The following is a 26,120-nucleotide window of genomic DNA, read 5'->3' as shown; positions in this document are numbered from 1 at the left end:
CCAGCATAGCAGCGGGGGCCCGGAGGCCCCCGCGAACTGACAGCTAATAGCTGATAGCTGATAGCTGACACCTACTTCTGCTGCGCCTCCACGACCGTGAGGGCCGTGAGGTGGATGATGTCGTTCATGTCGCTGTGCCGCTGGAGCACATGCACCGGGGCGGCCATGCCGCAGGTGATGGGGCCGATGACTTCGGCGCCCGCCAGCCGCTGCACCAGCTTGTAGCCGATGTTGCCGCTGGTGAGGTCGGGGAAGATCAGCACGTTCGGGCCGCCCGGCAGGTCCACCCAGGGATATTCCTCGGACAGGATGCCCTCGCCCAGGGCGGTGTCGGCCTGCATCTCGCCGTCGCACTTGAGGTCGGGCCGCTGGGTCTTCACGAGCTCCGCCGCCTTCTGGACCTTGCGGACCAGCGGATGGTCCACGCTGCCGAAGTCGGAGAAGGAGAGCATGGCGACCTTCGGCTCCATGCCGAAGGTGTCCTTGGCCAGGTCCGCGGTCAGGAGGGCGATCTCGGCGAGTTCCTCGCTGCTGGGCTCGATGTTCATGGTGGTGTCCGAGAAGAACAGCACGCGGTTCTTGAGGACCATGGTGTAGACGCCGCAGACGCGCTTGACGCCCTTGCGGGTGCCGATGATCTCCAGGCAGGGGCGGATGGTCTCGGGGTAGTACATCGTCAGGCCGGCGATGAGGCCGTCGGCCTTGCCCATGCGGCACATCAGGGCGCCGAAGTAGATGCGCTCCTGCACCTTGCGGCTGGCTTCGAAGCTGGTGATGCCGCGGCGCTTGCGGAGGTCGAGGTAGGTGTCCTCGGCCTCTTTGCGCCAGGGCACCGTGCAGGGATCCAGGACCTCGACGCCGGTCAGGGAGATGCCGTGGTCCGCCGCCACGGCCTTCACCTTGGCGGGATCGCCAAGGAGGATGGGCGTGCAGATGCCCTCCTCCACCATCTGGGCGACGGCCTGGAGGATCAGCGGATGGTCGCCCTCGGGGAACACCACGCGCTTGGGGGCGGCCTTGGCGCGGTGGATGACGTTGCGGATCACGTCCTTGCTGCGGCCCTGGAGACCTTCCAGGCGCTCCTTGTAGGCGGTCATGTCGGCGATGGGCGTCTTGGCCACGCCCGTCTCCATGGCGGCCTTGGCGACGGCGGGCGCCACCCACAGGAGCACGCGGGGATCGAAGGGCTTGGGGATGATGTACTCGGGGCCGAAGCTGAACTTCTGGCCGGAGTAGGCCTTCACCACGGCGTCGGGCACCTCCTCCTTGGCCAGGGCGGCCAGGGCCTTCGCGGCGGCCAGCTTCATGGGCTCGTTGATCTCCGAGGCGCGCACGTCCAGGGCGCCGCGGAAGATGAAGGGGAAGCCCAGGACATTGTTCACCTGGTTCGGGTAGTCGCTGCGGCCCGTGGCCAGGATGATGTCATCGCGGGTGGCCTTGGCGGTGGGGTAGTCGATCTCGGGATCGGGGTTGGCCAGGGCGAAGACGATGGGGTTCTTGGCCATGCTCAGGAGCATCTCGGGCGTCAGGGCGCCCTTGCTGGAGCAGCCCACGAACACGTCGGCATCCTTGATGGTGTCCGCCAGGGTGCGCCACTCGCTGGGCTTGGCGAACTTCTCCTTGTACTTGTTCAGGCCCTCCTTGCGGCCGGTGTAGACCAGGCCCTTGGTGTCGCAGAGCCAGAGGTTCTCCAGCTTCACGCCGGCGGAGATCATCATGTTCGCGCAGGCGATGGCAGAGGCCCCGGCGCCGCTGAACACCACCTTCATGTCGCCCAGCTTCTTTTTCACGATCTCGGAGGCGTTCATCAGGGCCGCCGTGCTGATGATGGCGGTGCCGTGCTGATCGTCGTGGAAGACGGGGATGTTCATCTCCTTCTTCAGGCGGGTCTCGATCTCGAAGCACTCGGGGGCCTTGATGTCCTCGAGGTTCACGCCGCCGAAGGTGGGCTCCAGGGCCTTCACGACCTGGCAGAACTTGTCGATGTCCAGCTCGTTCACTTCGATGTCGAACACGTCGATGTCGGCGAAGCGCTTGAACAGCACGCCCTTGCCTTCCATCACGGGCTTGCCGGCCAGGGCGCCGATGTTGCCCAGGCCAAGCACGGCGGTGCCGTTGGAGATCACGGCCACCAGGTTGCCCTTGGCGGTGTAGGTGTAGGCCAGCTCATTGTCCTTCTCGATCTCCAGGCAGGGCTCCGCCACACCCGGAGAGTAGGCCAGCGAAAGGTCCCGCGCGGTGGAGCAGGGCTTCGTGGCGATGACCTCGATCTTCCCCTTCCGACCCTGCGAATGGTAATCGAGGGCTTCCTGCTTGCGTTTCATGGCCACACTCCTTGAATTGAGTGCCCTGTCTTTGGGCTGAATGCCACCCAGCTTACACCTCGCCTTGCACGATGCTGCCTGCAAGGTCATCAATACCCCTCTTTGTTGCAGGGATCACTTTGAGCGCTTTCAATACTTCCGAAAGTCGGGGTAGGCTCCCCCTGGAGGTTCCCATGCGCGTCCTGGCCCTGATGCTGTCCTGCTCCCTGGCCCTTCCGGTCCTGGCCCAGAAACCCAAGCCGGCCGCCGGGACCGCCGAACCCGCCAAGGGGGCGAAAGTGGACTGGGATGGCGAATGGACCCTCGCGGCTTCACAAAGTGACAAGATCGAGGAGCGGATCGAGGAGCATGTCAGGGACCTGAACTTCGCCATGAAGCTCTTCTGGAAGAAGAAGCTCCAGGGCGCCTGCCGCCCCTTCAACAAGCTTGACATCCTGGCCGGCGAGAGCTTCTCCGTGACCATGGGGAGGGAGCGTCCCATCGACACGCCCGCGGACGGCACCGAGAGCGACTGGAAGCGCAGCGACGACACCGTGTTCAAGGCCACCCTCACGAAGGACGGCCCCACCATGGTCCAGACCGTCACCGGGGACGGCTACGTGCTGAAGTACGTCTACTCCATGCGGAAGGACGGAAACTCGCTGGCCCTGCAGGTGACCTACACCCACCCGAAGCTCGACAACCCCTTCAGTTTCAAGCTGGTCTTCAAGCGGAACGACTGAGTCACACTTGGGCATGCGCCCGCTCGCCCCGCCGCCCCTGCCCTGCCGCCCGCCCTGGTGGGCGCCCACGGGCCACCTCCAGACCATCCTGGGCAACTACCTGCCCGGGGCCTTGCCGGACCACCCCTCCGCCCCCTTCCGCATCCCTCTGCCGGACGGCGACCAACTGGCGGGGCGCCACTATCCCGGCGAGACGGACGTGCTGGTGCTGGTCTTCCACGGCCTGGGCGGTGACGACCAGGCCCACTACGTGCGCCGCACCATCGCCCTGGCCCGGAAGCAGGGCCACCATGTCTGGACCGTGAATCACCGGGGCTGCGGCGAGGGGCGGGGCCTGGCCAAGCGGCCCTACCACAGCGGCTCCGGCGACGACCTGGGGGCGGCCTTCGCGGCCGCGCGCGAGCGGCACCCGGACCTGCGCCAGCTGGCCATCGGCTACTCCCTCTCCGCCAACGCGCTGCTGCTGAACCTAGGGAACGGCCTGCCGGAACCCGCCGCCCAGCCGGATGCTGCCATTGCCGTGAACCCGCCCGTGGACCTGGGCGCCTGCTCCGAGGCCATCCACACGGGGATCAGCCGCCTCTACGAGCTGCGCTTCATCAAGCGATGCCGCCAGGCCATCCGCCAGCGGGTGGAAGACGGCCTCGTGCCAGACATCTACCAGACCCGCCCCCTCATGAGCCTGCGCCAGTTCGACGACGCCTACACCACGAAGGCCGCGGGCTTCCGGGATGCGGACGACTACTACGCCCGCTGCTCGGCCCGCCGCCACCTGTCCGGGATCACCGTGCCCACGGTCATCCTCATGGCCAAGGACGACCCCTTCATCCCCTGGCGGCACGCCGCGGAGGCGGAGCCCTCCCCGGCCGTACACCTGCACCTCGAGCCCTGCGGCGGCCACATGGGGTACCTCAGCCGCGACCTGCCCGGGCGCCGCTGGCTGCCCTACGCCGTGGACCACTACTCGAGGGAACTGCTCGCCCTGTAGGTCAGTGCGAATCGACCAGGACGAGGGTCTTATCGGCCCCCACCCCCTGGGTCCATAGGAGGGACATCCCCCTGGGGCACATGGCGATCCTGGGCGATCCGCAGGTAGCCCCCGGGGCGGCCCCCATGACCCTCGGCGCCGACCAGTCCCCCTGGCGGACCCGGAGAGCGACCTGGTCTCCCGCGGCGCCCCGCTGCACCACCAGGAATCCCGCCCGCCCATCCGGCCCCAGGTCGATGGCGTAGTCGCGGAACCGGCCCTGTTCGTGGTCGAGACAGACCGCTTCGGCCTCCCAGGCCCGCTCCCGGAAGGCCTTGGAGAAGAGGCGCGAGACATCCCCGCCCTCCCGCTGGCCCCAGGCCGCCAGGGCCTCGCCGTCCCCATTCATGATCAGCCGCGGCGTGGAGATCTCGTGGGCCGTGGCCAGGATGTCCGGCTCACGCCACTCGCCGGCCTGGACATCGTAGAAGCTGGCCTCCAGGACGCCCCGCTGCTGCCCGGAGGGGGCGTGGATCCACAGGGCCAGCGCGTTCCCATGATCATCCATGGCCACCTGGTGGTGGTGGGCCTCGTGCGCCACCACGGGCACGGGGTGATCCGACCAGATGCGGTCCGAGGGCCAGTAGTGGCTGGCCATCAGTCCCTCGAAGAGGCTGTCCCGGGCTTCCCAGATCACCATGGCATGCTCCCGGCTGTTCGAGGCGAGCCTGGGGGCCGCCCCCGGATCCGAGGGGAGACCGAGCACGATCGGCTGTCCCTCCCAGTTCTCCCCGCGGGCGTCGAAGGCGTAGGCCATGGCCTCCACCCGCCCCACCTTCTGGTGGAGCCAGACCACCAGCGCATCGCCCCGGCGGTCCGCCACGACCTGGAGCTGCCGGACGAGGCCGGGCGTCTGGAACAGGACATGCCCCGGCGCCTCGCCCGTCCCCAGGATCTTGCCCAGGACCTGCCTCTCTTCCCCCAGATCGGCCACCCACACCGCGAGGCCCCGCCCCTTGGGATTCAGGGCGAGGCGGGGGTTCACGCCCTCGCCGAAGGGAACGCGCGCCAGGGCCGGCGAGACCGCGGGACCGGTGGACATGGTCCACAGGCTGCCGTCGTTCTCCCACAGGGCGACGCCCCGGCCCCGGTCATCCAGGGCCATGCGGGCCTCCCCGAGCCGGCCCCGGTCGAGGTGGGCCGGCGACCGCCACTGCAGCCCGCCAGGTTCAGCCGGAGCGGGCCGGAAGGCCCGGGTGAATCGCGCGAACAGGTTCATGACCATGCGGCACCCCGCGGGGAGGGATGAGGGGGCTTGGAAGCTCCTGAGTGCCCACCATCATGCCACCACGTGTCAAGCCCGCAAAATCAGGATAAATATGGATGCGTCATGGAATTTACCGATCAAGACCTCTTTCGCCCGAGATCCCCCGCAGGTCCGAGACCAGGCCCGGCAGCAGCTCGGCCACGGTGGTGATCTGGGCCTCCGTGGTGCCCAGTCCCAGGCTGAACCGCACCGTGCCCCGGGCGTAGGGCGCCGGCACCTGCATGGCGCGGAGCACATGGCTGGGCTCGCGCATGCCCGTGCTGCAGGCGCTGCCCGTGGACACGCAGATGCCCCGCTCCGCCAGCTTCAGCTGCACCGCCTCGCCCTCGACCCCGGCGAACCCCACCAGGCTGGTGTTGGGCAGGCGATCCGCGCCCGCGCCGTGGATGCGGACCTCCGGAATCTCCGCGAGAATGCGGACCTCCAGGGCATCCCGCAGCCCGCGCACGCGGTCCATCTCCGGCAGCCTCGCCAGGGCCCGCTCCGCGGCCTTGCCCAAGCCCACGATGCCGGGGACGTTCTCCGTGCCGCCGCGCCGGCCCCGCTCCTGGGAGCCGCCCAGCATGAGCGGCTTCAGGCGCACCCCCCGGCGGATCATGAGCAGGCCCGTGCCCTTGGGCCCGTGGAACTTGTGCCCGCTGAGACTCAGCAGGTCGGCCCCCCAGGCCGCCGCATCCACCGGGACCTTGCCCATGGCCTGGGTGGCATCCACCAGGAAGAGGGCGCCCTTGGCCTTGGCGATGCGGGCCGCATCCTCCACGGGGAAGCGCACGCCGGACTCGTTGTTGGCGGCCATGACGGCCACCAGGGCTGTATCCGGGCGCACGGCGGACTCCAGGGCCGCCAGGTCCAGCCGGCCCTCCCCATCCACACCCACATCCGCGGCTTCGCCTCCCTGGGCCTTCCACCAGGCCACCAGGGCCCGCACGGCGGGATGCTCCACCGCCGTCGTGACCAGGTGCCGCTTCGCGGGGAAGGCCTCCCACACGCCCCGGAAGGCGTGGTTCAGGCTCTCCGTGCCTCCGCTGGTGAAGACGACCTCCGCGGGCGTGCAGCCCACCAGGGCCGCCACCTGCTCCCGGGCCGCCACCACGGCGCCATCCGAAAGGTGGCCCAGGGCGTAGGCGGAGCTGGCGTTGCCGAAGCGCTCCGTGAACCAGGGGCGCATGGCCTCGAAGGCCTCGGGATCGAGGGCGGTGGTGGCGTTGTGGTCGAGGTAGATCAGGTCCATGGACCCTATTGTCCCATCCCGGCCCGTCCCCGGAGGAAAGCCAGGGCCTCAGACCAGGGCGGCCGGCCCGGAGCCCTGGGCAGGCCATTGTGATCCGCGTGGGGAAGCTCCCATTGGCGGACAGGGCCCGGGCAGGCCTTGGCCAGGCGCCGGCCCTGGTCCGCGCCCACCACCTCGTCCTGCCCGGCGATCACCACCGCCACGGGGCCGCGGTAGCTGCGGATGGCCTCCAGGCTGTCCCAGCGGTCCCGCAGGATCAGCTTCATGGGCAGGTACGGGTAGTGGCGGGCGGCCACTTCGCTCATCCGGGCGAAGGGCGCCGCCAGGAGCAGCCCCGCCACCAGCTTGGGGTCGGCGGCGGCCACCTGGGCCGCCACACCCGTTCCGAGGCTCTCGCCCAGCAGGATCACCGGCGCGCTGGACTCCGCCTTCAGCTGCCGGACCGCCGCCCGGGCATCGGCCACCAGCGAGGCCTCCGAGCGCTCGCCCTCCCGGGGGCCGTAGCCCGGGTATTCCAGCAGCACCCCCTCGAAGCCCGCCGCCTCGATCACCGGCAGGTAGTCCAGACGGCCCAGGGCATCGCCGGCGTTGCCGTGCAGGACCAGGACCCGGGGGGCCTCCGACCTCGCCGCCCGCCGCCAGCCGAGCACACCCCCTTTCCCGTCCCGCCAGGGCACCACGCGCGCGCCCACGGCCCGCTCGACGGCCTCCGGCTCGGGCTCGCGGTCCGGGAAGTACATCATGCGCCGCTGGGCCAGGAAGGCCACGAGACAGAGGCCTGCGTAGAGCGCCAGGCCCCAGGCCAGCAGCTTCAGGAACCCCGCGACCCGCACCTCACCGAGACCCATGGGTCAGCCCTCCCGGAGCCGGGCCAGGGCCCCGGCCCGCGCCTTCAGATCCGGCGCCTTGCCCTGGAAGGTCCTGCCCGAGCCGCCGCCCTTGGCGCCCAGGATCGCCGCCACGGCCTTCCCGAGGGCGGGCACATCCAGCCCGCAGGCCTCCCCGGCGCTCAGCAGGAAGAGGCCCTGCCCTCCCGCCGCGGCTGTGAGGAACACGGCCTTCCCCGGGTCCGCCGCGAGCACCTGGCGCGCCAGCTTCTGGAGGAAGGCCATGTCGCGGTCCTCGAAATGGGCTTCCACCAGGGCCTCCGGCCGGAGGGCCAGGGCCGAAGCCTGCATCTCCGCCAGCTCCTCCTCCAGCTTCCGCGCCCGGCGCTCCGCGGTCTGGAGTTGATCGAGCTTGCCCTGGAGGACGGACACCAGGTCCTCGTCTGGCGCGCCCAGCAGGGCGCGCAGCCCCGCAGTGCGCCGTTCATGCGCGTCCAGGCGCAGCCTGGCGCGCCTTCCCGCCACGTAGAAGAGCCGCGTCCCCCCGCGGATCGACTCCGTGCCCAACAGCTTCAGGGCCTCGATCTCGCCCGTGTGGCGCAGGTGGGTGCCGCCGCAGGTGTTCAGGTCCACCCCCGCGATCTGGATCAGCCGGATGTCCCCCGTATGCCCCTCGGGCAGGCCGCGCGAGCGCACCGCCTCCAGCTTGTAGGCCTCCGGACTCACCCGCCGGGCCGAGATCTCGCGATGCGCGCGGATCTCATCGGCTACCTTCTCTTCCAATTGCTCCATGTCGCGCAGCGACATGGAGGAAGCCGACAGCTCGATGTCGCAGATCGACGCCCCCAGGTGGAAGGCCGTGGTCTCCCACTGGAAGCGGTCCTGGGCCACGGCCGTGAGCAGGTGCTGGCCCGTGTGCTGCTGCATGTGGTCGAAGCGGCGGGGCCAGTCCAGTTCCAGGGAGGCCGGACCTTCCACCACCGGAGCGGCGAGGTAGTGGCGGATCTCGCCGTCGCGTTTCTGGACATCCACCACAGCGGTGCCGTTGAGGGTGCCGCGGTCGGCGGGCTGGCCGCCTCCCTCCGGGTAGAGGATCGTGTCCTCCAGGATGGCGAAGGGGCGGCCCTGCTCCGCCCCGGTGCGCAGCACGCGGGTCTCCAATGCGGTGGCGTAGGGATCGCGTTCGTAGGCGGGGAGGGTGTCCATGGGACCAGCCTACCTCGCCTGGGGCCCGGCGGGCGGCTCCCCACGCACCCCAAGCCGCCGGTCGCGCTAGGCTGGAGGCCGTGAGCCACGCCACCCCGCTCCCCGAACGCATGCGACCTTCGACGCTGGACGAGGTGGTGGGCCAGGCCCACCTGCTGGGCCCCAAGGGCGCCCTGCGGCGGCTCACGGCCGGAGGGCGCCTGCCCTCCATGGTCATGTGGGGGCCTCCGGGCACGGGCAAGACCACTCTGGCCCGCATCCTGGCGGAAGCCACGGGCCACGGCTTCATGGAGTTCTCGGGCGTCTCCGGCAGCGCGGCGGAACTGAAGAAGTTCCTCCAGGAGAGCCGGGAGATGCCCCTGTTCCGGAGCGTGCCGCCCGTGGTGTTCCTGGACGAGATCCACCGCTTCAACCGGGCGCAGCAGGACATCCTCCTGCCCTTCCTGGAGCGCGGCGAGGCCATCCTCATCGGCGCCACCACGGAGAACCCGGCCTTCTACCTGAACCCGGCGCTGCGCAGCCGCTGCCAGCTCATCGCCCTCAAGGCCCTGGAGCCCGCCCACATCCAGCAGGTGCTGAAGCGGGCCTGGGCGAAGGAGCGCGCCGGCGAGCCTGAGCCGGCGGAGGTCTTCGAGTGGCTCTCCCACTGGGCCGGCGGCGACCTGCGCTCGGCGCTCTCGGGCCTGGAGACCTGGATGGAGATGCCGGATCCGGACCTGGAGTCCCTCCAGGGCGCCCTGGGCGGCCGCATGATGTTCGACCGCGCCGACGGCCACTACGACCTCGCCAGCGCCTTCCAGAAGAGCCTGCGGGGCTCCGATGCGGACGCGGCGCTCTACTACCTGAGTCGCATGATCCGCGGCGGCGAGGATCCCCGCTTCATCGCGCGGCGCCTCATGGTCTGCGCCGCCGAGGATGTGGGCAACGCCGATCCCCAGGCCTTCATCCTCTGCGAGGCCGCCAGCCGGGCTGTGGAGCAGATCGGCTGGCCCGAGGCCCGCATCCCCCTGGCCCAGGCCGTCATCTACACCGCCAACGCGCCCAAGAGCAACGCCACCGTCCTGGCCGTGGACGCGGCCCTGGCGGCGGATGACGCGCCCATCCCCGAATCCATCCGCGACGCCCACACGGCCACCGCCCGCAAGGCCGGCCGGGGCGTGGGCTACCACTACTCCCACGACGACTACGACCGGGAGCAGGTTTTCCTGCCCGACAAGCTGCGCAGCCAATCGTTTTACGAACCGAAGCGCCCCCAGGAGCGCAGCTGGCGCGACCGCCAGGAACCGGATGCCGCGGCCCTGGAAGCCCTGTGGGAGGCCTGGGTCATGGCCCACCCCGAGGGCGGCGAGCTGCCCCTGGAGGCCTGGAGCACCGAGCTGGCCTGCAGCCGCGAGGCCCTGGCGCGGGCCATCCACAAGCTGGCCCAGGGCAAGTTCACCCTGGGCCGGAAGCTGGAAGCGAAGCCGATCTGATCAGTCGAGGTACCCCATGCGGCCCTCCTGGTAGTCCCGGATGGCCTGCTCGATCTCGTCGTAGGTGTTCATCACGAAGGGGCCGTAGTGGGCGATGGGCTCCCGGATGGGTTCCCCCGTCAGCAGCATGAGGCTGACGGGCGCGGTGGCCTCGACGGCCAGGGCCTCCCCCTCGCCCAGCAGGGCCACGGAGTCGGCCGGCACGTCCGTGCCTTCGACGCGGACAGAGCCGTGCAGGGGCACCACGGCCGCGGTCCACCCGGCCGGGACCGCATGCTCGAAGCGGGCGCCGGCCTCCAGCTCCAGGTGGGCGTAGGCCACCTTCGCGGGCGTGCGGGCGGGGCCGGTCACACCGGCCCAGGTGCCCGCCAGCACGCGGATCCGTCCGCCGGGGAGCTCCTTCCACGGCATGGACTCGGGCTGCAGGTCCGTATAGCCGGGCTTCGAGCCCTTCTCGGCCTTGGGCAGGTTGATCCAGAGCTGCACGCCCTCGATGGCCCCACCGGTCTCCCCCGGGTCACGCGTGCGTGCCCCGGAATCTAGGGTCAGGTGCTCGGGCACCGGCATCTCCTCGTGGACGATGCCCGCGCCCGCGTTCATGAGCTGGGCGCCGCCGGGCTGCAGCAGGCCGGACCCGCCCGTGCTGTCCCGGTGCCGGAAGGCGCCCTGGAGGAGGTAGGTCAGGGTCTGGAAGCCGCGGTGGGGATGGGGCGGGAAGCCCGCGTCCGTCCCAGGAGGCAGCACCATGGGCCCGAAGTGGTCCATGAGGAGGAAGGGATCCAGGGCCCGGAAGGCCTCGGCGCCCCGCTTGCCCTGGCCGGGCACCAGGCGCGTGAGGGGCACGCGGTTGCCGTCCTCCGTGGGGAGGCCGGGGACGAGAACGGAGACAGGTTTGAGGGTCATGGTCATACCTCAGGCGAGATCGAAGAACAGGACTTCGGCGGGCGATCCGGCCGCCACGGTGAGGGAGGGTTCCCCCTCGATGCGGGCGGCATCCCCCGCGGCCATGGCCGTCCCGTTGAGCGTCACGGAGCCCTTGGCCACATGGAGGAAGCCGGCGCGCCCGGGCGGGATCGCGGCCTGCACCTCACGGCCCGCATCCAGCCGGGCGGCGTAGATCCGCACATCCTGGAAGAGCTTGACGGAGCCGTCGGCGGCATCGGGGCTGGCGATGAGCCGCAACTGGTTCTGCAGGCTGTCCTCGGAGAAGGCCACCTGGTCGTAGCGGGGCGCAAGGCCGGGCTCGCCGGGCAGGATCCAGATCTGGAGGAAGTGTACCGGCTCCGAGGCTGAGGGGTTGAACTCGCTGTGCCGGATGCCCGTTCCGGCGCTCATGACCTGGGCCTCGCCCGGGCGGATGACGCCGTGGGTGCCCAGGCTGTCGCGGTGTTCGAGGGTACCCGAGAGCACCCAGGTGAGGATCTCCATGTCCCGGTGGCCATGGGTGCCGAAGCCCTTGCCGGGCTGCACGCGGTCCTCGTTGATCACCCGGAGGGCGTGGAATTGCATGTGCTCGGGGTCGAAGTACTCCCCGAACGAGAAGGTGTGGCGGGTGTCGAGCCATCCGAAATCGAAGTGGCCACGGGCTCCCGCAGGTCGAAGCGTGATCATGGTGCCTCCTGGATCCATTTTAGGTGTTTCAACTCGTATTTCAAGTCCCCCTGAAAAAAAACGGCACCGATCGATGACCTGGACGTATCTTGGTGGCGTCCGACGGAGGCCGCCGTGATCACGCGGGTACTGGTGGGAGTGGACTTCTCTGAAGCCTCGAGGCAGGCCCTGGAACGGGCCGGCACCTGGGCCGGGCGCATGGGCGTGCCCCTGGTGGCCATGCATGTGCTCCAGCCCCCGGCGCCCATGCTGCCCGAGGCCCAGATCGCCCTGCCCGACCCCGCCTGGCTGAAGAGCATGGAGGATCACGCGCGGGAGCAGCTGGAGACCTGGGCGAAGCCTTATGGGAAGTCCGAGGTCATTGTGAAGTGGGGCGGACCGGCGGAGGAGCTGGTGTCCGAGGCCAATCCGCAGACCCTGCTGGTGGTGGCCCAGGTGGGGCACTCCACGCTGGAGCGGCTCCTCTTCGGCAGCACAGCCGCCCGCGTGGTGCGGCTGGCGCCTTGCGATGTGCTCGTGGTACGGACGGAGAAGCCCCAGCCGGTCAAGGCCTGAGCATCAACGTGAGCCGGTCCACCTCCGCGGCCTGCCGCTGGAGGATGCCCTCGGCGGCCCGCTGGAGCCCGTCGAGGTGGCCGGGGCTGGCGTCGTCCATCTCGCTGAGGCCCGCGTCGAGGTCGGTCTGGAAGCGGAGGTAGCGGGGCCCCCCGTCCGCGCCGGGGGGCAGGAGCTGGCGCAGCTGGTAGTCCACGGTGTCCGCCACCCCATCGAAGATGACGTCCAGGATGGGCCGGGCCCACCCCGCCACGCCCCAGCCCCTCGCGTCCTCGTAGCGGTAGGGCGTGGCGTGGATGCCCGTGCCGAGGGAGACCAGCAGGATGTCCTCCCCGGCCTTCCCGGCCTGAGCCAGGGTCTGCCGCGCCTCCGCGTAGGCGCACAGGGCCGGATTGTTGGCGAAGACGCCGCCATCCACCAGCACGTCGCGGTCGCCGGGCCAGGGCACCAGGAGGGGCTCGAAGTAGGTGGGCGCGGCGCTGGTGGCCCGGGCGGCGATCCGCATGGGCACGTCGTAGCGCGGGTCTGCCAGCGCCCGGCGGCGGCGGTAGAAGAAGGCGTCCCGCTTCTCCAGGTCGTAGGCCGTCACCAGCACCTCCACGAGGGCATCCTTCAGCCGCGACTCCCCGAAGTACTGCGCGAGCACGCCCTCGAGGCCATCCGACGGGTATTTCGCGGCCCGCAGCCCCATGGGATTGGTGAGCCGCCGCCAGAGGCTCTCGTCGAAGATCCGGCCCCCCTCCTTGAGGTAGAGGTCCGCCAGATCCCGGGCGGCGTACCTGGGGCGGCCGCCATCACCCGGGAGCGCCAGTCCCAGGGCCAGGATGCCTCCGGTGCTGGTGCCCGCGATGAGGTCGAAGCAGTCCGAGATGGCCCGTCCGGTCCGGCGCTCCAGCTCCGCCAGCACCAGGGCCGGAATGAGGCCGCGGATGCCGCCGCCGTCGATCGATAGGATGCGGAAGGGTTTGGGCATTCGGCATTCTATGCTCTGAAAAACGGGCCGTGCGGCCCGTTTTTCAGAGGATGGAACAGACCTCAGCGGTAGGCCGGAATCCCTGTCACTTCCTGGCCGATGATGAGGGTGTGCATATCGTGCGTGCCCTCGTAGGTGTAGACGCTCTCGAGGTTGGCCATGTGCCGCATGACGGGGTACTCGTCGAGGATGCCGTTGGCGCCCAGGATGGTGCGGGCCTTGCGGCAGACCTCCAGGGCGATGTTCACGTTATTCATCTTGGCCATGGAGACCTGGGCGGGCGTGAAGGTCTTGGCGTCCTTCAGGCGGCCCAGCTGGTGCACCAGCAGCTGCCCCTTGGTGATCTCCGTGACCATCCAGGCCAGCTTCTCCTGCTGGAGCTGGTAGCTGGCGATGGGACGGTCGAACTGGATGCGGGTCTTCGCGTAGTCCAGAGCGCACTGGTAGCAGGCGTCCGCAGCGCCCAGGGCGCCCCAGGCGATGCCGTAGCGGGCCTGGGTGAGGCAGCCCAGGGGGCCCTTCAGGCCCTTCACGTTGGGCAGCAGGCTGGCCTTCTCGTCCACGATGACGTCCTCCAGCACCAGCTCGGAGGTGGTGGAGGCGCGCAGGCTCCACTTCCCCTTCATCTCGGGGGCGCTGAAGCCGGGGGTGCCCTTCTCCACCAGGAAGCCGCGGATGCCGTCCTCGGTCTGGGCCCACACCACGGCCACGTCGGCCACGGTGCCGTTGGTGATCCACATCTTGGTGCCGTTGAGGCGCCACTTGCCGCCGGGCTCGCGCACGGCCTTCGTGAGCATGCCGCCGGGGTTGGAGCCGAAGTCCGGCTCCGTGAGGCCGAAACAGCCGATCTTCTCGCCGGTGGCGAGCTTGGGCAGCCAGTACCGCTTCTGCTCCTCGCTGCCGTAGGTGTAGATGGGCCACATGACGAGGCTGCCCTGCACGGAGGCGAAGGACCGTAGGCCGGAATCGCCGCGCTCCAGCTCGTACATGAGGATGCCGTAGGCGACGTTGGAAACCCCCATGCAGCCGTATTCCTCGGGCAGCGCCGGGCCGAAGAAGCCCAGCTCGCCCATCTTGGGGATGAGGTGCTTGGGGAAGGTCTGCTCCTGGGCGTGCTTCTCGATGATGGGCAGCACCTCGGCGTTGACGAACTTCCGCGCGGTCTCGCGGATCATCCGTTCTTCCTCGGTGAGGAGCCCCTCGAAGCCCATGTAGTCGGTGATGTGAGTGAACGTGGCGTAGGCGCCGGCCATGGAAACCTCCTGGATGCCCTGAAGCCTCGGGCGGTGGGGTGGAACGGCGCTGCAGCAGCGCGCCGGGGCCAGTCTAGCGCCGCGGGGTCTGGTGAAGAGGGGCCAGGATCTCTGTCACCACCGCAATTCCTGTCATGTCATCGACCGGCTTGACGAAGTGGAAAAAAGGAACCGACCATCCAGGATCACCCATTCATGATCCACTGGTATCCATGTCCAGGCTCCTTCTTCTATTCCTGCTCTCCACCCTGCCCACCAGCCTGATGGCCGAGCCGCGGAAATTCGTGCGCCCGGTCTCCATCGTCCTGGATGAAAACGGGCTGCCGATCGTCTCCGTCACGCTCCATTCCCTGAAGACGCCGGGCACTTCCCGTGCCTTCCGGTTCATCCTCGATACCGGCGCCGACTGGTGCGTCGTGGACAAGTCCGTCCCCTCGGAGTTTTTCTGGGACGATCCTCATACGGAATCCACAGCCAGGGATATCGCTGATCAGGCCCTTCCGACCGAATCAGTGCTGTTGAAGCGCGTGGAGGTCGGGGACCTGACCAGGGATGGGATCTATGCGGCCCGGATGGACCTGCAGGCACAGATGGGGCGCTTTCAGGACCAGCCTGTCGACGGGATCCTGGGCATGACATTCCTGCGCGGAACCCGCTTTCTGCTCGAGCCTAACGAACACCGGCTCATCTGGTGGGGCTACCACTTCAGCCCGGGTGCGACACTTCCTCTTTCGACCTCTCCCGGCTCCTTGCCTAGCCTGCCAATCCGGATGGGGGGCCAGACCGTCGAGGCCGAGGTGGATACCGGAAGCACCGGAGGCCTGGATCTCCCAGCTGCCCTCCGTCCAACGCGGACAGGCGGGAAGACGGTCTCCCAGGGGGTTTCGGGCGTGGCCATCGCGGGCGAGATCCAGGCAATTTCGATCATCGAGGCTGGAGGCTTCACCTGGCGTCATGCACCCGTGGATTTCCAGGAGGGGACGAAGCTCGGAAGAATCGGGCTGGATGTGTGGCTGGCATCCAAGGTCTGTTTCGATTTCGTAACCCGCCATGTGACGCTCACGCTCGACAAGGCCGGGAACCTCCCGCTCCGCCGAGAACCGAACCGCAGGCTGCCGCTGCTCTGGGATCGCAGCGGCACAGTCCCGCAGCTGGTGGTCGCCCTCGTCAAGCCCGGTAGCCCCATGGAAAAGGCCGGGTGCCGGGTGGGCGATGTCCTGCTCCAAGCCGGCAACCTCAAAGGCCGGGCCTTGACCCGCCGCGCAGTGCAGGATCTCGTGGCCTCGGGGTCAAGGCACGGTTGGATCGTTCTGCGGTCTGGGAAAGAAGTGCCGCTGACTTTCCATGCGCCCTGAGGCGCTTCGAGTCACTCCCCTTCCAGCAACCGCTTCCCCGTCGCGTGGGGCGTCTCGTGGCAGTGGCGGCAGCGGGCCTCGTAGGCCTCGGCGGCGCCCACCAGCACCTGGCCTCCGGTCTGGACCATGCGCTGGGTGCGTCCCGCCAGGGCGCCGCACACCATGCAGATGGCCTGGAGCTTGGTGACGTACTCGGCCTTGGCCAGGAGGATGGGCATGATGCCGAAGGGTTCGCCGTTGGAGTCCTGGTCCAGGCCGCCGGCGATGACACGCACGCCCCGGTCGGCCAGGTCCTCGATGATGGGGATGAGGCCCTCGTCCATGAACTGCACCTCGTCCAGGGCCACCACTTCGGCTTCCGGATCCAGGTGGCGCGCCAGTTCCACGCTGTCCTTCACGGGGATGGCGTCGTGCTTCCGCTGGCTGTGGCTGGCGATGGCGGAGACATCGTAGCGGTCGTCCAGGGCCGGCTTGAAGACCTGGACCCGCTGCCGGGCGATGATGGCCCGCTTGATGCGCCGGATCAACTCCTCGGACTTGCCGGAGAACATGGGGCCGCAGATCACCTCCAGGCAGCCCTGGCGCTGGTGCACGAACATCGGAAATCCTTATCGCTTGTCCTGCGGCGCGGGCACGGGGGCCGCGGCCATGGGATCGGGGAGACTGGCCAGGTCCGGGACGGGGTTCTTCCCGTCCAGGGGGTTTCTCAGCCGCTTGGCCAGCGCCAGCCCGCCGTCCTTGGGGAAGGCCATGCGGAGCGCCCATTCCTGCCGGAGCCGGGTCCGCTCCTCCGAGGCCACCCGGACATCCACGGGCTGGAGGCTGGCCAGGCCCAGGTTCACGGATCCGCGCTGATGGGGCACGTACAGGGCCAGGGGGATCGCGAACCCGAGCACCACCAGGGGCCACAGGAGCGGGCTCGGCTCCCAGGCCTCCGGAGCCAGGCCGGGATGCCCTTCCACCCAGGGCCGGACCACCTTGACCGAACCGCCGCTGGTGTTGGGTTCCAGGAGCCCGGCCTCCAGGAGATCGGCGATGGCCTTGCAGGTGTCCAGTTCCTCGTAGCGGCTGATCTGGGTGATGTCCCTGGCGCTCTGGGGATGATCGAAGTAGGAGAGGACCATCTCCTGCTCGTGGGTGAGCCCCGAGGATCCCTGCACGTGGCCCTTGCCATCCAGCACGGACGAGACCTCGCGGTCGATGTCCAGGTGCAGGGCCTGGGCCCTGGGAGACCTGGACAGGGGCGTGTCGAGACCTGGCAGCCGACGTTCCACCTCGGGCCACTCATCCTGGATGCGCGCGGCCTCCATCAGCACCGTGTCCACCGGAATGGGGACGAAGTGTTCCCGGTCCAGATCCGTGGGCAGGAAGGAGTCGAAGCGGTAGTCCCCCTCCACCCAGCGGAACGTGCGGTGGAGGATGGCGGTGGCCTGGTTGAAGAGGGCGTCCTGGAGGTCCGTGGGGGTGACCTTGCCGCCTTCCAGCAGGAGGGTGCCCATGCGCTTGAGGGTCTGCCGCTGGACCTGGACCATGCTCAGCAGCTCCTCGCCGGTGAGGCGGCCCAGGCGCACCAACATGGTGCCGAGGCGGTCCTCCATGCGGACCTGGTTGGAGTCGCAGCCGACGATCTCGCCGTTCTCGAAGAAGACCTTCACGAACTCCTGACCCTGGGAGAGCACCAGGGTCCCGTTCTTCCCCTGGATCTTGATCATGTTGAACAGGGAGAAGAGGTCGAAGTCCCGGAGGGATCCTTCCAGCGCCATCTCAGGCCCTCCTCAGGAACAGCTTCAGCCAGGAGCGGAGGTAGAGCAGGCCCACCAGGACCGCCCCGAGGGCCAGCCAGGTGGAGACGGGATCAGGGATGATCTCGCCCGGATACCGCACGGAACGGCCGGTGGCGAGGACCATGCCCACGGCGAGGCAGAGGGGCAGGAACTCCATCAGGGCCTCGCGGGTCTCGCCCAGGAAGGCCAGGTCGAACCCCGGCAGGAGCACGATGAGCGTCTTGTGGATCCAGCGCGTGTTGCGCTGGTGCTCGGCCACCTCGTCCAGCTTCCGGCGGCGGCTCTCGGTGTGAAGGCCGTCCCTGAGGACGAAGAGGTGGTGGCACTTCGAGCACACCGCGGGATCCGGGCTGTCGGTGGTGTGGTAGGGCTCGCCGCAGCGGACGCACTGGCCCGGATGCGCCATCCGCAGGCTCCTGCGGATCCTCAGGAGGAAGGCCGAGATCCCGATGAGGGGCAGCAGGAGGGCCACCAGGAAGGCCGGATCCGAGAGGGGCAGGCGCTCCGCGTTCGGCCCACCGGCGGCCTCCGCCAGGGCTTCGGCCCGCGCGGCGCTGTCGGGGAGGGGCATGGGGTAGCCGCGCACATCCTTCCGGGCATCATTCAGCGCGATGAGACGGGCGTAGTCCGCGGGTTCGGCAGCTCTGGCCTCCTCCTGCTTGGAAGCGCCCAGGGCCGTGTCGAGCCGGCTGAAGGCGAGGATGCTCTGGTTGAGGAGGATCTCCATCCGGGAACCGGCTTCCAGGGCGCTGGCGAAGGCCTTGTCGGCGCCTGCGGCATCACCGGAGTGGTACCGGGCGACGCCCAGGTTATTCAGCACCTCAGGCTGGTCCGGATGGCGGCCCACCAGGTTCTGGAAGGTCTCTTCGGCCTCCTTCCAGCGCTGATTCTGGAGCTGGTCCCACCCCTGGAGGAAGGCCTGGTCCGTGGGAGGCAGGAGGCGCAGCGCGGAGGCGGGGACGGGCTGGACCCGGGGCTGGAGCTGGAGCACTTCGATGCTGGGCGGCGGTTCGCGGCCGGCGAGGGGCTCCATGAGCGCCAGGGCGGGATGGACGAGTTGGAACAGCATGATGAAGACCGTGACCTTCACCTCGGAAGGTGTCAGGAACGGAGCCAGCAGGAAGAGCCAGACCAGGGCCGCGGCCAGGGGATCCAACCCCAGGAGCACCGGGCCGGTGAGCACCACGGCCCCGGCCAGCGCGGCCAGGGCCGGGCTGATGCCCTTGTGCTGGAGCGGTTCCTCCCAGAGATGGCGCAGCACGTTCCGGTAGCGCAGCCCCATGGTGAGGGCCCAGCCCCAGAGCAGCAGGGTGGCGGCCAGCCGCAGCATGCCCAGGTGCTGCGTGAGCCAGAGCCAGCGGTGGGCCGGCGCCTCCAGGCGCAGACGCGTGAGCTTCATCAGCTCGGGGAAGCTCCAGAACCATCCGCGGGGCCCCTCCTGCCGCATCAGGGCGATGCGGGTTCCGAGCAGGCTGGGATGATCCGGCGCCCATCGCTCCACCGCCTGGATGGCCTCCAGCCCCAGGGCGGGACGGCCCGCCAGGCCCTGTTGCCGGGCCCAGAGGGCCGCGGCCTCCACGAGCGGAGTGACATCCAGGACCGAGTAGGTCCGCCGCACCGACTCCACCTCGAGCTGCGCGGCCCGCACCGCCTCCGGGTCGCCCTTCGCGAGGGCTTCGAACAGGTGGTTGGCACGGTGGCTCAGCGCCACCGCCGCTTCCGTGGCCACGGGGGCTGGCGCGGGCCTGGGGGCCTCCGCCGGGGGCGCCGCCTGAAGGGCGGCAAGCCCGGCGAACCCAGCCAGGACGATCGCGCGCAAGGCATGGATCGGTCGCATCGCCATCCGGCCGGGGCTCATGACTTGGGGCCCCCCGCAGGGGCGTCCGTGGCGGGCTTGAGATCCATCAGCCGCATGCGGAGGCCGTACAGGATGTCCTCGAGCTCACGGGTCTCTCCGTCGGTCCTCGAGGCTCCGGTCTTTTCCTTCAGGACGCCAAGCAGGTCCACATAGAACCGCGCCACGGCCGGATTCGCCGGCGGTGCCTCCTTCATCATCGGGTGGGGCACGCCGAGAGCCATAAGTGCCTGTTCCGCCAGGAGATGCATCAGGGCGGTCAGAGAGGCTTCCGGCACCGCTGGATTCATGGGCTACCTCGAACACTTACAGGACTTGTCTGCCCGGAAGCCTACCACAGGCCGGATTTTCCCGCATCCGGCTCGAAAGGCCGCCGGCGGGATGAACCAGGAGACCGGAAGAACGCTATTTTGACGAAAAGCACTCGGCGCCGGAGCAGCCCTGTGGAACGATGGATGGGTTTGGAGGAAACCCCATGCGACGCCTCATCTCAGCGCTCCTCATCCCGGCGGCCTGCCTGTCCCTGTATGCCGAGACCACCGGGCGCATCAGCGGCAAGGTTCAGAGCAAGGACGGCAAGCCCCTGGCCGGGGCCAAGATCATCCTGAAGCGCCTGGACCGCGCCTGGCTCAAGGAACTCACGGCCGACGCGAAGGGAAATTTCCTGCAGGTGGGCCTGGATCCCAAGGACTACGAGCTCACCATCAAGGCCGAAGGCTATGTGGACTACAAGGAATCCATCCGGATCCCCCTCGCCGATGTGCTGGTCAAGAACGTCACGCTGCTGACCCCCGCCGAGGCCCGCACGGCGCCGCAGGCCTCCGGTACCCAGACTGTGCCCGAGGATCCGGGCGCCGCGCTGGATGCGGAGGGCCGCGACGCCTTCAACGCCGCCATCCCTCTCTACAACGAGGGCAAGTACGAAGAGGCCCTCCCCTTCGTGGAGAAGTCCTACAAGACCCTGACCGACGCCCAGACCAAGCTCAAGGATGAGCAGGCCAAGGCCGAGCTGGCGCCGGAGCTCCTGAAGATCGAGCGCGTGCTGGGCATCTGCATGGCCCAGGCCGGCGCCAAGAAGGAGGAAGCCGAGCCCTACCTCCTCAAGGCCCTGGAGCGGAATCCCAAAGATGAGCGGGTGGTTGCCGCCCTCATCGAGACCAGCAAGGCCAAGGCCGACAAGGCCGCCGAGCAGAAGTACACCACCATGCTGGAGACCCTCCAGGGGCCCAACCCGGACGTGATCTACAACAAGGGCGTGGAGGCCTTCAACGCCGGCAAGACCAAGGAGGCCAAGGCCCACCTGCTGAAGGCCCTGGAGGTGGATGCCAAGTACGCCGAGGCCCACTACCTCCTGGCCATGGTCGAGTTCGGGGAGAACAACCTGAAGGGCACCAAGCAGCACCTGGAGAAGTACATCGAGCTCGCCCCCAACGGCAAGAATGCCGCGACGGCCCGCGAGATGCTGAAGGATCCGTCCCTGAAGCGCATCAAGTAGTCTTCATGCTCCAAAAAGCGGGGGCCCCGGACCGGGGCCCCCGCTTTTTGGAGTAAGGAAAAACCTAAAGAAGGTCCAGGCTGATGGGGCAGTGGTCGGAGCCCAGCACGTCGGCGTGGATGCGGGTGTCCTTCACGCGGTCCAGCAGCGTGCGGCTGGCGAGGAAGAGGTCGATCCTCCAGCCCACGTTCCGCTCCCGGGCGCCGCCCCGGGCGGTCCACCAGGTGTAGAGGCCCGGCACATCCGGGTTCCGCTCCCTCAGCACGTCCGCCAGGCCCGCGCCCAGGTAGAGCTTGAAGTCCTCGCGCTCCTCGGGCGTGAAGCCGGGATTCTTGACGTTGTCCTTGGGGCGGGCCAGGTCGATCTCCTCCGGGGCCACGTTCATGTCGCCCGTGAGGATCACCTGGTCCCCGGCCTTGTGGTGCTTGGCCACGATGGCCGCGAGGTCCTTCGCGAACTGGCGTTTGAAGGGCAGGCGCACCAAGCCCTGGGAGGCGTTGGGGAAGTAGCCGCCGATGAAGACGAGCTTGTCCTTCCGGGACACGATCATCCGGCCCTCGGCGTCGTAGCCGTCGATGCCCAGGCCCTTGGTGTGGGCGAAGCCCAGGTCCTTCTTCGAGAAGGTGGCCGATCCGGCATAGCCCTTCTTGCTGGTGGCGGGGAACCAGCAGACGTCGTAGGCGCTCTCGATCTGGCGGCGCACGCCCAGGTCCGCCTCCTCCCACTCGCAGCGGATCTCCTGGAGCGAAAGCACGTCCGGCTCCGCGGTCTCCAGCCAATCCATGAAGCCCTTCTTCAGGACCGAGCGGAAGCCGTTCACGTTCCAGCTGTAGAAGCGCATGGATCCTCCCTCAGGACACCAGCTTCTCATAGGCGCTTGAATCGAAGCCAATGATCACGCCCCCCGGATGCACGAGGATGGGCCGCTTGAGCAGGTTGTTGTCCTGGACCATCAACTGGATGGCCTCGGCCTTGGACAGCTTGCGGTCCTTCAGCCCGAGTTCCTTGTACTTTGGGCTCTTCGTCCCCAGCATGGGCGCGGGGTCATCGGGCAGGAGCCGCTCCAGCTCCGCCGCCTCCAGCGGTTTCTTGAAGTAGTCGCGGATCTCGGCCTCGAGGCCCAGCTCCGCCAGCTTGGCCCTGGCGTTCCGGCAGGTGGTGCAGCTCGACTTCATCCAGAGGACCGGCTTCATGGGATTTCCAGCCTTCATAGTTCCCCCACGAAGCGGTCCAGCAGGCGGTCCGTGCGCCAGCGCAGCCAGCCCAGCATCACGAAGCCGGTCCAGCCCTTGAGCCGGCCTTCCAGGCGGAGGTGGGCGCCCTTGGGATCCGGGGAGAGGACCAGCTCGCCCGACTCCTCGCTGCCCGCCAGGACCCGCGACCAGCGGAGCACCACGCGCGGTCCCTCGACCACCGGGGCCTGCCAGTCCCGGAGGGCCCGCAGGCTGCGGAAGCCTTCGGGCCCGGTGGCCTGCAACCGCCCGGCCACCAGATCGAAGGGCGCATCTGTGAGGAGCTCCGCCTCGAAGCTGAAGACGGGGCGCTTCACTTCACCAGGAATCCGGGCAGGGCATCAGCGGGGGGGGCCACCAGGTAGGGCTTGCTGGCGCTGTCGCTGGCGGCCAGCAGCATGCCGTGGCTCTCGATGCCCATGAGCTTGCGGGGCGCCAGGTTCGCCACCACCACCACCAGCCGGTTCAGCAGGTCGGCGGGCTCGTAGGCCTTGCCGATGCCGCCCACGATGGTGCGCTGCTCCAGGCCGATGTCCACCTTCATCTTGATGAGCTTGTCGCTCTTGGGCACCCGCTCCGCCTCCAGGACCTTCCCCACCCGGAGGTCCACCTTGAAGAAGGTGTCGGCGTCCACCGTCTCGCGGATCTCCGGCACGTCCAGGGTGGGCTTGGTTTCCGCAGGGGCCGCCGAGGCCTCGAGTTCGCTCATTTCCTTCTCCTTGTCGATGCGCTGGAACAGGGGTCTGGGTTCGCCGATGGGGCCGATGGCCGGACCATCCAGGGCGAAGCCATGGAAGGTGTGCCGACCCACCAGATCCGTGTGGCCCAGGGATTCCCAGAGGGTCTGGGCCATCTCGGGCATGACGGGCGCCACCAGCAGGGCCGTGGCCCTCAGGGCCCGATACAGGTTCGCCAGAACGGCATCCAGCTTGGGGTCGTTGGCGGGATCCTTGGCCAGCTTCCAAGGTTCGGCCTTCACGATGTAGCCGTCCAGGTTCCGGAGGTAGGTCCAGAGGGCATCCAGGGCGCCGTGGAAGTTGTTCGCCCGCGCCAGCTCCAGGTATTCGGGGAAGACCGCGAGAAGCTGCTGCGCCATCTCCCGGTCCAGGTCGTCCATCGCGGTGGGCATGGGCACCACGCCCCCCCGGTAGCGCTGGATCATGCTGAGGGTGCGCGACGCCAGGTTGCCCAGGCCGTTGGCCAGGTCTGCGTTCAGGCGGTCGATGAAGCCCTCGTAGCTGAAGCCGCGGTCGTGGCCTACCTGCATGTCGCGCATGAAGTAGAAGCGCAGGGCGTCGTTGCCGAAGCGCAGCAGGGTGTCGGGTCGCACCACGTTGCCCTTGCTCTTGGACATCTTGTCCTCGCCCATGAGCCACCAGCCGTGGGCCAGGATGGTGGTGGGCTGGAACATGCCCGCGGCCATGAGGAAGGCGGGCCAGTAGACCGCGTGGAAGCGGAGGATGTCCTTGCCCACGAGCTGGAGGTCCGGGGGCCAGCTGGTCCCGGGGCAGCCCGTGAGGTAGTTCAGCAGGGCGTCGAACCACACGTAGATGACATGCTTCTCGTCCCCGGGCACGGGGATGCCCCAGCTGATGCTGGTGCGGCTGATGGAGAGGTCCTGCAGGCCGCCCTCCACAAAGCGCTTCACCTCGTTGAAGCGGAAGTCCGGCTGCACGAACTCCGGATGCTCCTCGTAGTACTTCAGCAGGCGGTCCTGGTAGGCGCTGAGGCGGAAGAAGTAGGTCTCCTCCTCCAGCTCCACCAGCTGGTGGGCGAGGCCCTGCGCCTGCAACTCCTTGGCCTGGGTCTCCGTGACGTAGGCCTCGTCGCTGACGGAATAGAGCCCCTTGTAGGTGGCCTTGTAGATGTCGCCCTTGTCCAGCAGCCGCTTGAAGAGGCGCTGCACCTGCTCGCGATGATCCGCGTCCGTGGTGCGGATGAAGCGGAAGTGGGTCATGCCCATCCGCTTCCACAGGTCGGTGTAGTTGGCCACCACCTCGTCCGCCAGCTGCTTGGGCGTGATTCCCCGGGCGGCGGCGGCCTTCTCCACCTTCTGGCCATGCTCGTCCGTGCCGGTGAGGAAGTACACCTGCTCGCCCCGCATGCGGTGGAACCGGGCGATCACGTCCGCCAGCACTGTGGTGTAGGTGTGGCCGATGTGGGGCCGGTCGTTCACGTAGTAGATGGGCGTGGTGATGTAGAAGGGCTTGGACACGATGACTCCGGAACCTCCAGTTTATCGTTCCACGGCTCTTTTCGCGTTCGCGAAAAGAGCTAAAGATGCTTGCGCCAGCAATCTACCAAATGGTCGTCCACCAGGCCCATGGACTGCAGGTAGGCGTACATGATCGTGGGTCCCACGAAGGTGAAGCCCCGCTTCTTGAGAGCCCTGCTCAGCGCCTCGGCCTCGGGGCTGGTCGCGGGCACCTCCGCGAGGGTCCGGGGATGGTTCACCTTCGGGCTCCCGCCCACGAAGGACCAGAGGAAGGCGTCGAAGCTGCCGAACTCCTCCTGCACAGCCAGGAAGGCCCGGGCGTTCTGGCGGGCCGAGAAGACCTTCAGCCGATTCCTGACGATCCCCGGATCCGCCAGGATCCGGGCCAGGTCGGCATCTGTCAGCGCCGCGACCTTTTCCGGATGGAACCCGTGGAACAGCCGCCGGTAGGCCTCCCGCTTCCGCAGCACGGTGATCCAGCTCAGCCCCGCCTGGGCCCCCTCCAGCACCAGCTTCTCGAAGAGCCGCCGGTCGTCGTGCTGGGGCACGCCCCACTCCTCGTCGTGATATGTGACATAGAGCGGATCCGTCCCGCACCAGCCACAGCGGATCTTCTCGCCCATATCCCTTCCTTTCTCTACGAAAAACAGGGCGGCAGGGCCGCCCTGTTTTTCGCGTGAACCAAGAAGGCCTAGGCCTCCACCACCGTCGCCTTCACGATGCGGTCGTTGGCACGGATGGCCTGGACCACCTTGATGTCCGCGTCGGAGGCGCACTGGCCGAAGACCGTGTGCACGCCGTCCAGGTGGGCGACGTTGCGGCGGTCGCCATTCACTACGAAGAACTGGCTGCCGCCCGTGTCCTTGCCGGCATGGGCCATGGAGAGGGCGCCCAGCTTGTGCTGGTGGGGGTTGCCGGCGGTCTCGCACTTGATCTTCCAGCCGGGGCCGCCGGTGCCGGGCATGCCCGAGGCGCCGGGACGGGTGTTGGGGCAGCCGCCCTGGATGACGAAGTCGGGGATGACGCGATGGAAGGCCAGGCCGTCGTAGAAGCCGGCCTCGATGAGCTTCACGAAGTTGGCCACGGTGCCGGGGGCCTCCTTGGGGAAGAGCTCCAGGTTGATGTCGCCCTTGTCGGTCTGGAACAGCACGCGGGTCATGGTTCACCTCACAGGTTCAATCCCCCAGAATAGAAGGCCGTTCCCCTGGAGTCAGCATGAACTTCCCGGGATCCGCCCGGTGAGACCTGGCGGAGGTTGATCGCATATCATCAAGGTCACGGAGGTTTCATGAAGCTCCACCCCCTCGTTCCCGCCCTGGTGCTGCTGGGATCCGTCTCGTTCCTGGGCTGCCGCAAGGTGCCCCTGGCGCCCAGCAAGCCCATCCCCGCGGGAACGGCCGTATTCCGCTTCACCCGGAAGGTGCGGGGCCCGGTGGAACTGAACCTCGACGGCACCCGCATCCCGGTCCAGCAGCTGCCGAAGGGAGCCACCAGCCTGGTGGTGAAGGGGCTCAGCACCGGCAAGCACCGATTCTTCCTCACCAGCCAGCATGAAACCTTCAGCCCCGACCTGGGCGAGCTCGACATGGGCGCTGACAAGGGGATCTACCAGATCACGCTGGTGCAGAAGATGGATTCGGTCCTCTATGGCAAGCCCGATCCCCTGCCCACCGCCGAGGGCCTGCCCGGGGTGACCGCGGCGCTCGCCAAGTAGCG

26 protein-coding genes are annotated in these 26,120 nt (G+C 68.5%); 7 read left to right on the top strand and 19 right to left on the bottom strand.

Going from position 1 to position 26,120, the window contains the following annotated elements; all coding sequences use genetic code 11:
* Nucleotides 1-71 precede the first annotated feature (71 nt).
* The gene (locus G398_RS0111505) at nt 72-2,324 is read right to left on the bottom strand and encodes an NADP-dependent malic enzyme (RefSeq protein ID WP_026853698.1); all 2,253 of its coding nucleotides are present in this window, start codon (nt 2,322-2,324) and stop codon (nt 72-74) included.
* Nucleotides 2,325-2,497: 173 nt separating this feature from the next.
* Between G398_RS0111505 and G398_RS0111500 the strand changes: the two genes are divergently transcribed.
* Together G398_RS0111500 and G398_RS0111495 are read left to right on the top strand one after the other, a co-directional pair.
* Entirely contained in the window at nt 2,498-3,046 is a 549-nt protein-coding gene (locus tag G398_RS0111500) for a lipocalin/fatty acid-binding family protein (RefSeq protein WP_026853697.1), read from the top strand.
* A gap of 13 nt (nt 3,047-3,059) precedes the next feature.
* The gene (locus tag G398_RS0111495) at nt 3,060-4,034 is read left to right on the top strand and encodes a YheT family hydrolase (RefSeq protein WP_026853696.1); all 975 of its coding nucleotides are present in this window, start codon (nt 3,060-3,062) and stop codon (nt 4,032-4,034) included.
* Nucleotide 4,035: 1 nt separating this feature from the next.
* Here G398_RS0111495 and G398_RS0111490 read toward each other — a convergent pair whose 3' ends face one another.
* From G398_RS0111490 to G398_RS18030, 4 genes are all read right to left on the bottom strand, one after another.
* On the bottom strand, nt 4,036-5,298 hold the full coding sequence (locus G398_RS0111490) for a hypothetical protein (protein ID WP_026853695.1): 1,263 nt from the start codon (nt 5,296-5,298) through the stop codon (nt 4,036-4,038).
* Nucleotides 5,299-5,410: 112 nt separating this feature from the next.
* Nucleotides 5,411-6,571 carry a cysteine desulfurase family protein gene (locus G398_RS0111485; protein ID WP_026853694.1) on the bottom strand — a complete coding sequence of 387 codons (1,161 nt, stop codon included), beginning with the start codon at nt 6,569-6,571 and terminating at the stop codon, nt 5,411-5,413.
* Nucleotides 6,572-6,576: 5 nt separating this feature from the next.
* The gene (locus G398_RS18035; RefSeq protein WP_052571868.1) at nt 6,577-7,419 is read right to left on the bottom strand and encodes an alpha/beta hydrolase; all 843 of its coding nucleotides are present in this window, start codon (nt 7,417-7,419) and stop codon (nt 6,577-6,579) included.
* Between the two features lie 3 nt (nt 7,420-7,422).
* A complete protein-coding gene (locus G398_RS18030) occupies nt 7,423-8,604 on the bottom strand; it encodes an alanyl-tRNA editing protein (protein ID WP_052571867.1) in 1,182 nt (393 codons plus the stop codon).
* 80 nt (nt 8,605-8,684) lie between these two features.
* Between G398_RS18030 and G398_RS18025 the strand changes: the two genes are divergently transcribed.
* Nucleotides 8,685-10,076 (top strand): replication-associated recombination protein A, encoded by a 1,392-nt coding sequence (locus G398_RS18025; RefSeq protein WP_211229083.1) that lies wholly within the window; start codon nt 8,685-8,687, stop codon nt 10,074-10,076.
* On the opposite strand, the gene G398_RS0111465 is transcribed toward G398_RS18025, so the two are convergent.
* Both G398_RS0111465 and G398_RS0111460 read right to left on the bottom strand, forming a co-directional pair.
* Nucleotides 10,077-10,979: a pirin family protein gene (locus G398_RS0111465; protein ID WP_043485159.1), complete on the bottom strand. Its 903-nt coding sequence runs from the start codon at nt 10,977-10,979 to the stop codon at nt 10,077-10,079.
* Nucleotides 10,980-10,988: 9 nt separating this feature from the next.
* Complete coding sequence (locus G398_RS0111460; protein WP_026853692.1) at nt 10,989-11,687, bottom strand: pirin family protein; 699 nt, start codon at nt 11,685-11,687, stop codon at nt 10,989-10,991.
* Between the two features lie 114 nt (nt 11,688-11,801).
* Between G398_RS0111460 and G398_RS0111455 the strand changes: the two genes are divergently transcribed.
* Nucleotides 11,802-12,242, top strand: coding sequence for a universal stress protein (locus G398_RS0111455; RefSeq protein WP_026853691.1), 441 nt, complete (start codon nt 11,802-11,804; stop codon nt 12,240-12,242).
* Here G398_RS0111455 and G398_RS0111450 read toward each other — a convergent pair.
* Both G398_RS0111450 and G398_RS0111445 read right to left on the bottom strand, forming a co-directional pair.
* Nucleotides 12,232-13,215 carry a patatin-like phospholipase family protein gene (locus tag G398_RS0111450; RefSeq protein ID WP_026853690.1) on the bottom strand — a complete coding sequence of 328 codons (984 nt, stop codon included), beginning with the start codon at nt 13,213-13,215 and terminating at the stop codon, nt 12,232-12,234. The genes G398_RS0111455 and G398_RS0111450 overlap by 11 nt on opposite strands.
* Nucleotides 13,216-13,277: 62 nt before the next feature.
* On the bottom strand, nt 13,278-14,468 hold the full coding sequence (locus G398_RS0111445; RefSeq protein ID WP_043484878.1) for an acyl-CoA dehydrogenase family protein: 1,191 nt from the start codon (nt 14,466-14,468) through the stop codon (nt 13,278-13,280).
* 212 nt (nt 14,469-14,680) lie between these two features.
* On the opposite strand from G398_RS0111445, the gene G398_RS0111440 reads away from it, so the two are divergent.
* Nucleotides 14,681-15,823: an aspartyl protease family protein gene (locus tag G398_RS0111440; protein WP_026853688.1), complete on the top strand. Its 1,143-nt coding sequence runs from the start codon at nt 14,681-14,683 to the stop codon at nt 15,821-15,823.
* Nucleotides 15,824-15,834: 11 nt separating this feature from the next.
* On the opposite strand, the gene G398_RS0111435 is transcribed toward G398_RS0111440, so the two are convergent.
* From G398_RS0111435 to G398_RS0111420, 4 genes are read right to left on the bottom strand one after another with little or no spacing between them, the layout of a single operon-like run.
* Nucleotides 15,835-16,422 (bottom strand): thymidine kinase, encoded by a 588-nt coding sequence (locus tag G398_RS0111435; protein ID WP_026853687.1) that lies wholly within the window; start codon nt 16,420-16,422, stop codon nt 15,835-15,837.
* A gap of 9 nt (nt 16,423-16,431) precedes the next feature.
* A complete protein-coding gene (locus tag G398_RS0111430) occupies nt 16,432-17,586 on the bottom strand; it encodes a DUF4388 domain-containing protein (RefSeq protein ID WP_026853686.1) in 1,155 nt (384 codons plus the stop codon).
* Nucleotide 17,587: 1 nt separating this feature from the next.
* Nucleotides 17,588-19,426 (bottom strand): tetratricopeptide repeat protein, encoded by a 1,839-nt coding sequence (locus G398_RS0111425; protein ID WP_157492396.1) that lies wholly within the window; start codon nt 19,424-19,426, stop codon nt 17,588-17,590.
* Nucleotides 19,427-19,461: 35 nt separating this feature from the next.
* Nucleotides 19,462-19,752 carry a DUF1844 domain-containing protein gene (locus G398_RS0111420; RefSeq protein WP_026853684.1) on the bottom strand — a complete coding sequence of 97 codons (291 nt, stop codon included), beginning with the start codon at nt 19,750-19,752 and terminating at the stop codon, nt 19,462-19,464.
* Nucleotides 19,753-19,937: 185 nt separating this feature from the next.
* Between G398_RS0111420 and G398_RS0111415 the strand changes: the two genes are divergently transcribed.
* On the top strand, nt 19,938-20,957 hold the full coding sequence (locus tag G398_RS0111415) for a carboxypeptidase-like regulatory domain-containing protein (protein ID WP_026853683.1): 1,020 nt from the start codon (nt 19,938-19,940) through the stop codon (nt 20,955-20,957).
* A 64-nt stretch (nt 20,958-21,021) separates the two neighbouring features.
* On the opposite strand, the gene G398_RS0111410 is transcribed toward G398_RS0111415, so the two are convergent.
* The 6 genes from G398_RS0111410 to G398_RS0111385 all read right to left on the bottom strand — a co-directional run bounded on the left by G398_RS0111410 (nt 21,022) and on the right by G398_RS0111385 (nt 25,563).
* A complete protein-coding gene (locus G398_RS0111410; RefSeq protein ID WP_026853682.1) occupies nt 21,022-21,798 on the bottom strand; it encodes an exodeoxyribonuclease III in 777 nt (258 codons plus the stop codon).
* Between the two features lie 10 nt (nt 21,799-21,808).
* Nucleotides 21,809-22,150 carry an arsenate reductase family protein gene (locus G398_RS18020; RefSeq protein ID WP_052571865.1) on the bottom strand — a complete coding sequence of 114 codons (342 nt, stop codon included), beginning with the start codon at nt 22,148-22,150 and terminating at the stop codon, nt 21,809-21,811.
* Between the two features lie 14 nt (nt 22,151-22,164).
* Entirely contained in the window at nt 22,165-22,506 is a 342-nt protein-coding gene (locus tag G398_RS0111400) for a hypothetical protein (RefSeq protein WP_026853681.1), read from the bottom strand.
* The gene (gene metG, locus G398_RS18015) at nt 22,503-24,404 is read right to left on the bottom strand and encodes a methionine--tRNA ligase (RefSeq protein WP_043484876.1); all 1,902 of its coding nucleotides are present in this window, start codon (nt 24,402-24,404) and stop codon (nt 22,503-22,505) included. Before metG ends, G398_RS0111400 begins: the two co-directional genes overlap by 4 nt.
* A gap of 59 nt (nt 24,405-24,463) precedes the next feature.
* The gene (locus G398_RS0111390; protein ID WP_026853680.1) at nt 24,464-25,027 is read right to left on the bottom strand and encodes a DNA-3-methyladenine glycosylase I; all 564 of its coding nucleotides are present in this window, start codon (nt 25,025-25,027) and stop codon (nt 24,464-24,466) included.
* 68 nt (nt 25,028-25,095) lie between these two features.
* Nucleotides 25,096-25,563: a peptidylprolyl isomerase gene (locus G398_RS0111385; protein ID WP_026853679.1), complete on the bottom strand. Its 468-nt coding sequence runs from the start codon at nt 25,561-25,563 to the stop codon at nt 25,096-25,098.
* Between the two features lie 129 nt (nt 25,564-25,692).
* Here G398_RS0111385 and G398_RS0111380 point away from each other — a divergent pair, with 129 nt between their 5' ends.
* Entirely contained in the window at nt 25,693-26,118 is a 426-nt protein-coding gene (locus G398_RS0111380; RefSeq protein ID WP_026853678.1) for a hypothetical protein, read from the top strand.
* Nucleotides 26,119-26,120: the final 2 nt, after the last annotated feature.

The organism is Geothrix fermentans DSM 14018, from assembly GCF_000428885.1.
Lineage (GTDB): Bacteria > Acidobacteriota > Holophagae > Holophagales > Holophagaceae > Geothrix > Geothrix fermentans.
This window is presented reverse-complemented; position numbering and strand designations above follow the sequence as displayed.